This is a genomic window from Haliscomenobacter sp. (assembly GCF_040403615.1).
Lineage (GTDB): Bacteria > Bacteroidota > Bacteroidia > Chitinophagales > Saprospiraceae > Haliscomenobacter.
In genome coordinates, this window is sequence record NZ_JBBAKG010000009.1 from 88,993 (window position 1) to 102,204 (window position 13,212).

Genomic DNA, 13,212 nt, shown 5'->3' on the forward strand with positions numbered 1-13,212 from the left:
AAAACAATGATCCTGGCTTTTTTGCCACAATTTTACCCATAAATTAGTAAATTACTGAACTTTTTACACCCAAACAGATCAATGGCATTTTTAAACAAAGTCATCGGCAGAGCCCGTAAATGGCATTCGTGGAAAACCCGCCAGCTTCCCGGTTCCATGCTCAGCATGAAATTGGCCATTGCCATCTTCATCATTGATGTATTGGTGGGCATTACGGGATTGATGTGGTTGGAAGATTTTGAGCTGATCGATGCCTTTTACCAAACCGTCATTACGATCTCTACCGTTGGATTTACAGAAGTCAAAAGACTGGATGATCCAGGAAAAATATTTGTATCTTTTTACATTCTTTTCAACATAGGGGTTTTTGCCTACGTTCTATCCGTGTTTTCCTATTACATCATCCAGGGTGAAATATTTAAATCGATGTACACCAACCGCGTAAAAAGCGCCATTGAAGGACTCTCCAACCATGTGATCGTGTGTGGTTTTGGGAAATATGGCCGCGAGATTACCCAAAATTTTTTGAAGCACAAAATTCCTTTTGTGGTCATCGACATCAATCCCGAGCGCATTGCTTCCATTCAAGGATCTGAGCATGACATATTGTACATTGAAGAAGATGCGACGCATGATGAAGCCCTGGTTGCTGCGGGCGTTGGTCGGGCTCGCTCATTGATTGCTGCTTTGCCTGATGATTCCGACAATGTGTTTATCGTGCTTACTGCGCGACAATTGAATCCCCAATTGGACATTATCAGCAGGGCAAAAGACCCAAAATCGCAAAAAAAGTTGATCTTAGCCGGTGCTAACCACGTGGTGATGCCCGAGCAGATTGGCGGTTTTTACATGGCTACCCTGGTTTCCAAACCTGGCGCAGTAGAATTCTTTTCTTTTATGACCAATGAGCACAGTTCGGATATTGGTTTTGAAGAACTGAATTATGCGATTGCGCCGCCCAATTGCCAGGACCGAAAATTGAGTGAATTGATGATCCGGCAAAATACAGGGGCCAACGTCATTGGCTTTCGAGATGCCCAGGGGTATTACAATATCAACCCTTCTTCAGATACGCTGTTGTCGCCTGGAACCAGTTTTATCATTTTGGGCGACAAGCAACAATTGAAAGATCTCAAGGATTATTTGGAAGCATTTCCACAAACGTAGTACTCTTTTTGCTCAATTTTTCAATTCTTAACCAATGAGAAACGCTGCAATTTTGGCCTTTTTTTTATGCGCAGTTTTGCCTTGTTTCAGTCAAAACGGGCAAGAAATATCCCCCAATCGCCATAAAATCAAAGTTACCCCAGACCAAATCCAAAGCACCAACGCAGAGACACCGTTGCAAAAATCTGCAGGGACAATCTCAATCCTGAAGCCCATCAAAATTAAATTTGCCGACGAGGTGGAAAATTTTTTCACCTTGGCACTCAACTGGCTGAAAACGCCAATTGAGACTAAAGCGGTGAATTTTGAATACCGCGAGAAAAGACGCGGCAAATGGGGCGCCTGGCAAAAACTACCCATCGACCAGCACGCAGAGGAAGAATCAATCATGGAGGTGAGCGAATTGCGACAGATTGATGCCAGGGTACGGTTTATTCAGCTAAAAATAATCCTGCCTGCGGGAGTTGAAATCCCAGCGGATCTCAACATCAATTTGTTCAATCCGGTAATCGCTCCCCAAAAATCGGGCGCTATGCTGATCAAGCCTATCGAGCCAGAACTGCGCGGATGCCCTTGCCCCTTGCCAGGCATGGTATCGCGCCAAACCTGGGGTGCCCCTCGCCCCTGTGCCTCACCCGGATATGCCACGGTGACGCACCTCATCGTACACCATTCGGCGGGGGTCAATACCTCCAACAATTGGGCGCAAGTCGTACTCGGTATCTGGGATTTTCATGTCAATACCCGTGCGTATTGTGATATCGCCTACAATTACCTGATCGATCCCAATGGCGTTTTGTACGAAGGCCGGAGTGGGGGCAACAACGTCATCGGTGCACATTTTTGCAACACGAATACGGGTACCATGGGGGTGTGCCTGCTCGGCAACTTTCAGGAAGTAGAACCAACTACGGTTATGTTGAATAAACTGGCGGATTTGCTGGCCTGGAAAAGCTGCAATTCCAGCATCGATCCGGTGAAAAATTCAGTTTTTGCCCGCAGCAATACCGTGCTGAACCACATCAGCGGCCACCGCGACGGCTGTGCCACCGAATGCCCAGGAAACAACGTCTTCGTTAAGCTTGCGGAGATGCGCAGCAAAGTGGCCAGCAACATTGTGGCCTGTGCCCTAACGGTTGCGACCCAAAACCCCACTATTGTTGATTATACAATTGATATTGTACCCAACCCTGCGCAACATTCCTTTCGCTTGCGCCTAAGCAGCGGAGCAAACATCTCTCGCCTGGAATTGTACAACCTGATGGGGCAATCGATCAATGTGCCATACAACCTGCAAACCCTGGAGGTGCAGTGTGGACATCTTCCAAGAGGAACATATGTGCTGAAAATCACGGATACTGCACAAAGATCCATCGCCAAGCAAGTTGTTTTGCAGTTCTGAAAACTTTCGCTCATCTTGAGCATTTCCCAATTGATTCTGTAACCCAAAAACGGGAAGTTAATTTTTCTGCGTTACTAAGCGAATGGCATGACCACTGACGACTTTAAAAAAATTGCTGACACCATCCCCAAATATCCTGGCGTGTACCGCTTCATCGATGAAGGCGATACCATCCTGTATGTAGGCAAGGCCAAAAACCTCAAGAATCGGGTGTCGAGTTATTTTGGAGAGCGCAAAGACCGCCTGTTTCGTACCCGCATGATGGTCAAAAACTCGTTCCGCATTGAGATCACTATTGTGGAAAGCGAAACCGATGCCCTGCTGCTAGAAAGTGCCCTGATCAAAGAAAACCAGCCGCGCTACAACGTGATGCTCAAAGATGACCGGTCTTATTCCTACATCTGCATCAAAAAAGAACCCTTTCCCAGGGTGTTTTTTACACGGCGGGTCATTCGCGATGGTTCTATTTATTTTGGCCCCTACACCTCCAAATTCCGTACCCAGGTCATTTGGGAATTGCTGCGTCAATTGTTTCCATTGCGCACTTGCCAGCTCAATTTGGCACCCGAAAATATTGCCGCTGGCAAGTACAAGGTCTGCCTGGAATACCACATCAAAAACTGCCAGGGCCCTTGTCAGGGGCTGGAAGACGAAGCCAGCTACAAGGCCAAAATCGAGCAAATCAAAAACATTCTGCGTGGCAATTTCAACCCGGTTATCCAGCATTTCAAAGGTTTGATGAACAGTTACGCCGAAAAAATGGAGTTTGAAAAAGCTCAGGACATCAAAGAAAAACTGACCGCTTTTGAAGATTACCAGGCCAAAAGTACCGTGGTGAGTTCCAGCATCCGGGACGTGGACGTATTCTCGATTGCGAGCGATGAAACCGAAGCTTATGTCAATTACCTGCGGGTCGTCAATGGGGTCATCATCCATACCCATATCCAGGAGATCCAGGTCAATTTGGAGGAAGAAGAAAGCGATCTGCTGGCCTACGCCATTCCACTGATCCGGGATCGGTTCAACAGCATTGCGCCAGAGTTGATCTTGCCTTTTGAAGTCACCCTGGCCGATAAAAACCTAAGCATCACGGTGCCAAAAATTGGGGAAAAACGCAAACTACTGGAGCTTTCCCTCAAAAATGTACAGTACTACCGCGCCCAGAAAAAACGGGATGAAGTGAGCAAAACCAAGCGGCAAACGCCTGCCGAGCGGATTTTGCGCACCCTACAGGCCGATTTGCAAATGCAAAACCTGCCCATGCACATCGAGTGCTTCGACAACTCCAATATTCAGGGTACCAATCCGGTTTCTTCCTGTGTGGTGTTCAAAAATGCCAAACCTTCCAAGCAGGATTACCGCCATTTTAAAGTCAAAACCGTGGTTGGCCCCAACGACTTTGACACCATGAAAGAAGTTGTGCACCGCCGTTACCGCCGTTTGCTGGACGAAAATCAACCCCTGCCCCAACTGGTGATCATCGATGGGGGCAAAGGCCAATTGAGTGCAGCCATGGAAAGCATCATCGGATTGGGATTGACAGGAAAAATGACGGTGATCGGAGTGGCCAAACGCCTGGAGGAGATTTTTTTTCCGGGAGATTCTGTCCCTTTGTACATCAACAAAAAATCGGAATCGCTCAAACTCATTCAGCAAGCCCGCAACGAGGCGCACCGCTTTGCGATTACGTTTCACCGCGATCAGCGTTCCAAGAATTTTATTGAAACTGAATTGAACAACATTCCGGGCATTGGTGAAAAAACCGCACAAAAACTGCTCATCCACTTTGGTTCGGTCAGAAAGGTGCGAGAGGCCCTGGCCTCAGAGTTGATTGAGGTCTTGGGCATGGCCAAAGCCAAGGTGGTCAAGGCGTATTTTGACAAGGAGATAGAATAAATTTTACCCAATCCAATATAGAAACCCACCCAAAATCAACAGCATTAAGCAACCCAACATGGCAATGGCACCTACCGGGCGTTTGAGGGAAAATGTACTCAGAATATAAACCACCAAAATGCTGATGCCGAAACCCCAGGAAAGATTCACCAATAAAAAAGCTTCTCTTGAGGTGGCTGGAAAATGAGGATTTGACCCCGCCAATTTAACGGCAAGGGAAGAAGCTGCCAAAATCGCCGCCGTATACATCAGGCGATTGATCCATAATTTGCTGTTGTTCATTCGAGTTTTATTTTTCGAAAACGACGTTTCCTTGCTTGATCACCAGGCGAATTTTGCGCAAGTCCTGAATGTTTTGATCAGGGCGGCCATCTACCACCAGAATATCCGCCAACAGGCCAGGGCGGATTGCGCCAAGCTGGTCTTGCAGACCAAAAACTTTGGCGTTGATGGAGGTTGCAGACTTGAGCACATCCAATGGTTTCATGCCATAATCCACCATCATTTCCAACTCGCGGGCATTGTCTCCGTGGGCAAAAACGCCCACATCTCCACCTGCCAAGATGGTTACGCCGGCTGCCAGGGCCTGAGCAAAAGTTTTGCGTTTTTGCACGATGCGCTCTGGATCGGGATCGATGCCTTTTTTCCACCCTCGATATTGCAAGATGGCATCGCCAGCGGCCAAGGTAGGGCAGAGGGCTACGCCTTTTTCGGCCATCAATTTGAAAATTTCCGGGGTGCCTTCGTCGCCGTGTTCGATGCTGACAACTCCTGCCAAAATCGCCCTACGCATGCCTTCAACCGTTCCGGCATGAGCCACCACGCCGCGCCCACTGCTGGCCGCGGTTTTGACCATCAATTGCAATTCTTCCAATGAAAAAGTGGCCCGCGCTTCATTGCGCAGTCCCCAGCGGTAATCGGCATATACTTTGACCACGTCAGCGCCTTTGCCCATTTGGTTGCGTACTACTTTGATCAGGTTGTCAACCCCATCAGCTTCTTCTGCGCCCAATGGCACCTCAACGTGGGCTGCAAAACCCTTTGGTCCATAGCTGCCCGTGGCAACAATGGCCGGCCCTGCCACCAACATACGTGGGCCAGGAATGATCCCTTTTTCAATGGCTTGTTTGAGTCCTACATCGGCATAGCCCGCGCCTTCTGATCCCAAATCGCGAACGGTGGTAAAACCTGCTTCCAAGGTTTTGCGGGCATGTACGGTAGCCCGAACTACCCTTTCCGCTTCAGATTCGACAAGTACCTGATCATTCCAGCTTGTTTCATTGTAAGGGTGCAACAAGAGGTGAGAATGCCCTTCGATAAGACCGGGTAACAAGGTCGTACCCGGAAGTTCAATCCGTTTTGCGTTGCTGGGGATTGACAATTGACCAATGGGGCCTACAGCTTTGATCTTGCCGTTTTCGATCAGGACTACCCAGGATTCGTGCATTTCCTGTCCATCAAAAACACGGGCAGGGATGATCAGGCTGGGAAAGGCAACTTGTGCTTGCATTCCTGAAAATCCAGGTTGCAAGCCAATCAGGACTCCAAAAAGAAAGGTTTTCCAATTCATATCAACTATTCAGCCACAGCGCGATTGCAAAAGCAAAGACGACTGCAATTAGGCCATACATGAAAATACTGTAACAAATGCGCAAGTAACGGTACTTTTGGGCCAATACTTTGCCTAAATAATAAATGTCCCGTGTCATTGAGCTGTATAAAAAATCCCGGTCTTTGATCATTTCCGTCATGCCCCAATCAAAATCATCGAGGGTCATGTTGTAGAAGTTTCCAAAGAACAGCAGATTGGTTCTTTTGTTTTCAATCTCTTCACGTGAAAACTCTCCCTTGGTGATTTTGGGGCGCGTAGAAAGAATGGCAAAAATTAACGCGGCCAAACAAACTGCCAAAAGTAGAAAAGTAGGGATGATGTATTCGGGATGTTGTTCAAAACTTGGAATCAGGCTTGAAATGACAATCGAAATGATGATCGCGTTGATACTGAGCATGATGTTGGCCTTGTTGTCGGCCATAACGCTCAGATTCAAGTGGGTGCGGTGCGTATTTCGGTACATGGTCTCGACCCCCCTGCCAAGGTTCATTTCTTTGAATTCTTTCTCCGTTTTTTTCTTTTGCTTTTTCAACTTGCGGTCTTCATTGCTGTCCTCAGATGGGGCAATGCGCTGTTGGTATTTTTTGAGTTGCTTGATGTTTTTGAACTTCCCGTTGTCAAAATATTGACGTGCCAGTTCGGTATGGTAATGGTGATTGGTGATAAAGTCCAGCTCAAATTGTACCCATTCTTCCTCCGTCAAAAAACTTTGCCGAGTCATCAGTAATTCCTGGCGCACCCGACTGCAACGATCCCAGTACAACTCAGAGCCCAGGTGGCTGTAATCGGAGTCCCGGATAACTTCCTCAAGCAAGTTGCGGGGTTGAAAACTGATCTGTGTGGCTTCAATCAAATGCTCCACTTTCTGAATTCCGGCCTCCGGGTAAGCGTGTTTTTCCAAAAAACGCCGGACATTGACTTGCCCACGGGCTTCATGGCCTGCTGCTCCCTGGTCGTAGCCGGTGTCGTGAAACCAGGCAGCCACAATGAGTGCTTCGGTATCGTTGACTGAGAGGGCATACCCTGCACCCAAACGTCGGGCAGTTTCAATCACATCACAGGTATGCTGGAAATTATGGTAAAAGTACTTTTCGTCAATGTGGTCGCGAAAATACTGTTTAACGTATTTTTCAGCAGCTGTGGCAAGATTTTGAGGCGGAGATTGTATGGTTTCCATATTGAAGCGCTTGCTCCGCCAAAGTATTAATATTTTGGGAAAAAAGAAAGCATGGGGAATTGCTTGTTGTTTTGTTAATATTGAGCAGGCATATTTTTTTGCTTTTTTCAGACACATCTATAAAAATTGAATAGGCTAAACTGCGTTACTAAAAAAAATCCTTAGTTTGGCAGCTAATAAGCAGGCTATTCAAGGTGTGGTACAATTATGAACAAATACACGCGGACACTGCTCTTGGGATTCATCATGTGGTTGGGAAGTACCAGTGGTATCCTTGTGGCTCAATCCGCGCAGTATCAGTTCAAAGTATACGACCTTGAAGATGGCCTCAGCCACCGAGATGTATTTAAAATTGCCCAAGACAACAGTGGTTTTATTTGGGTAGCGACAATGGATGGCTTGAACCGCTTTGACGGATACGAATTTGAGCGTTACCACAGCCGAACCGACCACCAGAAAGCGACACTGGATGTTATTTCCGACATGAGCATTGGCCGCAACAATGAGTTGTGGTTGGCTGGCCAAAACCACGTCAGCACCTTTATCACGGAAACGCACCAAATTCAAACGCGCCACCTCCATGCTGCGCCGCTTAATCCCAGGACTCCGATCCCAAAAATACAAGAAGAGCTTACGCCGCACAATCTCTTTCAGGATACCCAAGGTGCGCTGTGGATGGCGGCCTTGAGCGGTCAAACCGGCAAAGTTTCCTTGCAACGCTTGGAGGAAAATGGAAAATTGGTCAAAGTTGCCAGTCTAAAAGGGAAGGCCCCTCATCGCCCGATCGTTCAATTCAATGGGTACATTTTTGTAGGGGCACAAAACAATGAGCTGTGGTTGATTTCGCCGCAATTTGGTCGACTGGAATCCAAAATAATTTTACCCGGAGCGGCCAATGAAAGCAACCAGATCGTTCACCTGCATGCGACTGGAGGAAAACTGTGGATATTGACCTCATCCGGTCAAGTCTACACCCTGAATGACCCGCAAAGCCAGGTCGAACTTCACCCCGTCAATCGGTACTTACCTAAAGGCGGCTTGTACAATTCAATGCTGATTGATCCTTTGGGCAATATCTGGTTGGCTGGCCAGGGCAAATTGTGGCATTTCATCACCGCAACCAATGTGCTGGAAAACTACGACGAGCGGGTGCGCTTCCTCCTTAAATCCATGCCCAATTACCGACAGGTTTTTCGCGACCGATCGGGGGTGATCTGGGTTGCCAGCGATTACGGGGTGATCAAAATTGTAGAATCAGAAAAACTGTTCAGCCAATACCTGACCGGGGGAAATGAAAACTGCCGGGATATTCAATGCAGCATTCGGGGCATGGCCGAGGATGAGCAAGGGCGAGTTTACCTCTCGTACTACAATTCAATTCACGTACTCGATCCGGCATCCAACTCCTTGCGCTTGCTTTTTCCCTATTACAGTTTTTCCAACCTGCCTTTCGGTTTGTACTACTTCAAGGGCTACTTGTACACGGGCAATGGCTGGCAAATTGACACCAAAAAACTGACCCAGAAAAAGCTTTTCCCCGATGCCGATCGTGAAATTGGAGGGGTTGTAACCGTGGATGCCAAGGGGATAGTTTGGTTTGGTTACGGCCACAATCTGTACCAGTTTGATCCCAAACGCAAGAAATTGCAACGTTATCGAGGCACCAATGCAACCTGGTCGGTAGAATCCGGTGAAATCAGTTTTTTGCAAGCAGGTCGAAATCCCGATATCTTATGGATAGGAACCATTGATCAGGGTCTGTATCAGTTGAATACCAAAACGGGCAAACGCAAACATTTTTTTGGCAGTAAAAACAGCCAGGCGGAAACCTATCCGCGCCGAATCAACTGCATTTTCGAAGACCGCCGTGGAATTTTGTGGCTTGGAACAGACATGGGTTTGCAAAAAATCAATTTGCAAAACCGCCAAAATACCCTTTACAACCAAAGTTCGGGTTTGTCCAATGACATCGTTACGGCCATACTGCCGGAAGGTGATTCCTGTTTGTGGGTGAGTACCTATCTGGGCTTAAACCGCATGAGTATCAGGCAGGAACGCTTTATTCCTTTTATGGAACAAGATGGCTTATCCAACAACGAATTCAATCGAATTTCGGCGCTGCGCACCCGCAATGGTCGACTGTATTTTGGAGGCTTGGATGGCGTAAATGCATTTTTTCCTGGCCCTCAATTCTGGAAAAAAGAAACCAAAGCCTACGAAGCACCGCTGCTTTTTACCAAATTCACGCACTACAGCGGTGAGCTGGATACCATTTTTTCGCGTACAGCCGCCATCAACAAGCAACGTTCTGTTTTTTTACGCCACAATGACCGCTACTTCACGATCAGTTTTGCGGCAGCAAACTATCGGGAGCCCAACCAAAACCATTTTGCGTACATGCTGGAGAATTACGATCGAAAGTGGTCGCCGTTCGACAATGAGCACACCGTCATGTACAGCAATATTCCCGCAGGCAATTATGTGTTTCGGGTAAAAGCGATCACCGCAGGCAGTTTGAACAAATCCAGCGAAATGTCCATCGATATGACCATCGAGCAGGCATTTTACAAATCCTGGCCTTTTATCATCACTTGCTTGCTCTTCATTATCGGGTGCATTTATGCCTTTTTGCGTTACCGCATTTACACCATCCGCAAACGGGAAAAAGCCCTGGAACGCCTCGTGCGGATACGCACCAGCGAACTGGAAGAAGAAAAACACAAATCGGATCAGCTCCTGCTCAATATCTTGCCCGCTCAAACCGCCGAAGAACTCAAGACCACTGGCAAAGCGAGCGCCAGGAGATACGAACACGTGACGGTAATGTTTACCGATTTCAAAGGCTTTTCGAGCATTGCCGAGCAAATGGAACCAGAGGAACTGGTGCGAGAGATTGATCACTGTTTTGGCGCTTTTGATGCCATCATTGACCGATATGGCCTGGAAAAAATCAAAACCATTGGCGATGCCTACATGTGCATGGAAGAAGGCATCGATTATTCGCCTGCGGAAAGTGCGCGGAGAGTGGTCATGGCTGCGCAGGACATTCAGGTGTTTTTAAAGGAAACTGCAGCAATCCGCCGTGCTTCAGGCCAGCCCGCATTTGAAGCCCGCATCGGCATCCATTCCGGTCCAGTGGTGGCTGGAGTAGTTGGAACCAAAAAGTTTGCCTACGATATTTGGGGCGATACGGTTAATATCGCCTCGCGTATGGAATCCGAAGGCGAAGCTGGGAAGGTCAATGTATCAGAAACGACCTACCAGCTCCTGAATGGTGATTTCACTTGCGAAAACCATGGCCAGTTTACCGATCGCGACAAAGACATCATTGAGATGTATTTTGTAAGTAAAAAAGTTGAAGAGTTGAAAGGTTAAAAAGTTTTGGGCAGTGCGGTTGGATCGATTTCTCTTCAACTTTTCAACCCTTCAACTCTATTGGTATCTCACCATATGAAGGCGCTGATCAATGGCCAAGCTGGGTTTGTCAAAAAGATAAAAGACGCAAATGATGCCTTGGTCGTGCTTGTGCAAAACCAAAAAACGGCAATACTGCTGCATCGAAAAAGCCGCCTTGGGCTTGAGGATGTACACCCTGCCCCAATCTGCGTTGAACACTTCTTTGAGCTCCCGTTCTGTCAGTTCCCTTGCAGTAAAACTCGTACTCGTTTGATTGTCGCCAATGTGCAGCGCCATGCGGTAGCTGTTGACCTGCGCATGCGGTTCATTGCCCATTTTGGGCAAAAAAAGAAAGCGAATTTCTACCCCTTCTTTGCCCGAACGAATGGCATAATCATAAGGCTGGAATAAATCCTCCGGGATGTACAAAGGCTTGTAATCTGCATCTACAGGATACAACAACTCCGCTCCAACCTGAAGCAGGTGCTCCTGGAGTGGAACAGGCAGTTCCTGAGCTTTACTCATTAAGGACACCAATGAAAATCCAAGACACAAGAAGAATGATTTCATCGGAAGAATATTTAATTTGGTAAACCCTTAATTGAGTTTACTGTGTCGCATCCCATAAAAGAAATAAATCAGCAAACCCACTCCCATCCAACCAAAAAACACCATCCAGCTTTTGGCGGGAATTTCGATCATCAGGTAAGCACAGCACAGCATGCCCAGCACCGGAATCAAGGAGTAATTGCGCAGAAAACTCATCACTGCAATACAAACGGCAAGCAGGATAAAAAGAAGGAAAAGAATTTCCTGATAATTTTCATGTCCAAGGTTACTAAATGCAGTCCCTAAACGCTCCCGAAAACCAACCATGGCGAGGACAACCAAAATTGGTACTATAAATTTGCCATTGACGTAAGGCATGTTGAATTTGCCCGGTTCTTTAGGTCTTCTTGGCAAAATCAATACGCCGCCACATACCAATACAAATGCAAATAGCGTACCGATACTGGTGAGGTCGGTCACCAAACCATCATCAATGACCAATACCGGAATGCCTACCAGAAGGCCGGTGATAAAAGTAGCGAAGCTGGGCGTGCGGTAACGCGGGTGGATGTTGGAAAAACGTTTGGGCAACAAACCATCACGGCTCATGCTCATCCAGATGCGGGGCTGGCCAAGCTGGAAAACCAGCAAAACGCTGGTAGCTGCTACTACTGCACTGACCGAGACGATAAATCCAACCGCTTTCATGTTGATTTTTTCAAAAACATAAGCCAGCGGATCGGTCACGTTTTCAAACTCGGAGTAGTTGACCATTCCCGTAATGACCAGGGTGGTCACTACATAAATCACTGTACACAAAATCAGCGAATAAATCATCCCCAACGGCAGATCCCGCTGCGGGTCTTTGCATTCTTCCGCCGTAGTAGATATGGCATCAAATCCAATGTAAGCAAAGAAAACACCGGATACACCCGCCAATACGCCGTTCATTCCATTGGGTAAAAAAGGAGTCCAGTTGGACGTTGTACCTTCTGAAAAAATATACCAAAATCCAATCATTGCGACCAAAACCAGGATGGCTATTTTGAGCAAAACCATGCCGTTGGCGATGCGCTTGCTCTCTTTGATGCCAATCAGTACCAGCCAGGTCACCAAGATGACAATCACGAAGGCGGGTAGGTTGATGATAAACTTGAAGCCCATGAAATCAGGTGCCAGGGTGTAAGCCAAATCTTCTACAGCTTTCCCTGTTTCCAACGCCTCTCGATAATCCATGGCCGCCGATTGGTAGCCGATGGTGAGCCATTGGGGCAATTGAATGCCGATGGCCTGGAGGATATTGTTGAAATAAGCACTCCAGGATATGGCCACCACAATGTTGCCAATGGCGTATTCCAGGATCAAAGCCCAGCCAATGATCCAGGCAACCATTTCTCCAAAAGTGACATAAGAGTAAGTATACGCACTCCCTGAAACGGGTACGCGTGCAGCAAATTCTGCATAACACATGGCGGTAAACCCGCAAGTCACGGCAGTGATCAAAAAGAGTAAACTTACGCCTGGTCCGCCTTTGAATGCAGCCCCTCCAATGGTTGAAAAAATCCCTGCCCCAATCACTGCTGCGACGCCCATAAAGGTGAGGTCACGTACAGTAAGGGTACGATTCATGGAGCCATGTGGGCTGCCTTCGGGATCATGGAGAACGGACTGAATAGGCTTTTGGCGAAACAATGACTTGAAATCCATGTGATTAGGTTTTCTGTGAATGCGCGCAAAAAAGGCACGGGTTAGGTATTTTGCGAAAATTACCTAAAAACTTGAAGAGTTGCTACTTGAAGCGTTGAAAAGTTGGGACTTTGCCTGTTTACAGATTGATTTGGGAGGTTACATAAGCTAAAATAAAAATCTTCGATTTTTTTTATTTTTTTTCACCACCTAAGACACTTCAGAAGCACCTGGATATAAAAACGAATTGACTTAGGTGACTTCTGAGGTATCTTAGGTCTGTCAATTACCCACAAATCCGAACAATCGAGTTAGTTGTTGATATTG

General features: G+C 47.2%; 9 protein-coding genes. 4 read left to right on the forward strand and 5 right to left on the reverse strand.

Going from position 1 to position 13,212, the window contains the following annotated elements; genetic code table 11:
- Positions 1-81 precede the first annotated feature (81 nt).
- The 3 genes from ABW391_RS04930 to uvrC all read left to right on the forward strand — a co-directional run bounded on the left by ABW391_RS04930 (position 82) and on the right by uvrC (position 4,465).
- Entirely contained in the window at positions 82-1,167 is a 1,086-nt protein-coding gene (locus tag ABW391_RS04930) for a potassium channel family protein (RefSeq protein ID WP_353480718.1), read from the forward strand.
- 34 nt (positions 1,168-1,201) lie between these two features.
- A complete protein-coding gene (locus ABW391_RS04935; protein WP_353480719.1) occupies positions 1,202-2,569 on the forward strand; it encodes an N-acetylmuramoyl-L-alanine amidase in 1,368 nt (455 codons plus the stop codon).
- Between the two features lie 87 nt (positions 2,570-2,656).
- Positions 2,657-4,465 (forward strand): excinuclease ABC subunit UvrC, encoded by a 1,809-nt coding sequence (gene uvrC, locus ABW391_RS04940; RefSeq protein ID WP_353480720.1) that lies wholly within the window; start codon positions 2,657-2,659, stop codon positions 4,463-4,465.
- 3 nt (positions 4,466-4,468) lie between these two features.
- On the opposite strand, the gene ABW391_RS04945 is transcribed toward uvrC, so the two are convergent.
- From ABW391_RS04945 to ABW391_RS04955, 3 genes are all read right to left on the reverse strand, one after another.
- Positions 4,469-4,747 carry a hypothetical protein gene (locus ABW391_RS04945; protein WP_353480721.1) on the reverse strand — a complete coding sequence of 93 codons (279 nt, stop codon included), beginning with the start codon at positions 4,745-4,747 and terminating at the stop codon, positions 4,469-4,471.
- A gap of 7 nt (positions 4,748-4,754) precedes the next feature.
- A complete protein-coding gene (locus ABW391_RS04950; protein WP_353480730.1) occupies positions 4,755-5,975 on the reverse strand; it encodes a metal-dependent hydrolase family protein in 1,221 nt (406 codons plus the stop codon).
- A 61-nt stretch (positions 5,976-6,036) separates the two neighbouring features.
- Entirely contained in the window at positions 6,037-7,254 is a 1,218-nt protein-coding gene (locus tag ABW391_RS04955; protein ID WP_353480722.1) for a Pycsar system effector family protein, read from the reverse strand.
- 207 nt (positions 7,255-7,461) lie between these two features.
- Here ABW391_RS04955 and ABW391_RS04960 point away from each other — a divergent pair, with 207 nt between their 5' ends.
- Positions 7,462-10,629 (forward strand): ligand-binding sensor domain-containing protein, encoded by a 3,168-nt coding sequence (locus tag ABW391_RS04960; RefSeq protein ID WP_353480723.1) that lies wholly within the window; start codon positions 7,462-7,464, stop codon positions 10,627-10,629.
- A gap of 57 nt (positions 10,630-10,686) precedes the next feature.
- On the opposite strand, the gene ABW391_RS04965 is transcribed toward ABW391_RS04960, so the two are convergent.
- Positions 10,687-11,220 (reverse strand): hypothetical protein, encoded by a 534-nt coding sequence (locus tag ABW391_RS04965; protein ID WP_353480724.1) that lies wholly within the window; start codon positions 11,218-11,220, stop codon positions 10,687-10,689.
- Positions 11,221-11,247: 27 nt separating this feature from the next.
- Positions 11,248-12,906, reverse strand: coding sequence for an amino acid permease (locus tag ABW391_RS04970; RefSeq protein WP_353480725.1), 1,659 nt, complete (start codon positions 12,904-12,906; stop codon positions 11,248-11,250).
- Positions 12,907-13,212 lie beyond the last annotated feature (306 nt).

Bases quoted from the DNA above. Each gene is read 5' to 3' on its own strand.
- ABW391_RS04965 (WP_353480724.1), bottom strand. From the start codon at position 11,220: ATGAAATCATTCTTCTTGTGTCTTGGATTTTCATTGGTGTCCTTAATG.
- ABW391_RS04950 (WP_353480730.1), bottom strand. From the start codon at position 5,975: ATGCAAGCACAAGTTGCCTTTCCCAGCCTGATCATCCCTGCCCGTGTT.
- ABW391_RS04935 (WP_353480719.1), top strand. From the start codon at position 1,202: ATGAGAAACGCTGCAATTTTGGCCTTTTTTTTATGCGCAGTTTTGCCT.
- ABW391_RS04970 (WP_353480725.1), bottom strand. From the start codon at position 12,906: ATGGATTTCAAGTCATTGTTTCGCCAAAAGCCTATTCAGTCCGTTCTC.
- ABW391_RS04945 (WP_353480721.1), bottom strand. From the start codon at position 4,747: ATGAACAACAGCAAATTATGGATCAATCGCCTGATGTATACGGCGGCG.
- ABW391_RS04930 (WP_353480718.1), top strand. From the start codon at position 82: ATGGCATTTTTAAACAAAGTCATCGGCAGAGCCCGTAAATGGCATTCG.
- uvrC (WP_353480720.1), top strand. From the start codon at position 2,657: ATGACCACTGACGACTTTAAAAAAATTGCTGACACCATCCCCAAATAT.
- ABW391_RS04955 (WP_353480722.1), bottom strand. From the start codon at position 7,254: ATGGAAACCATACAATCTCCGCCTCAAAATCTTGCCACAGCTGCTGAA.
- ABW391_RS04960 (WP_353480723.1), top strand. From the start codon at position 7,462: ATGAACAAATACACGCGGACACTGCTCTTGGGATTCATCATGTGGTTG.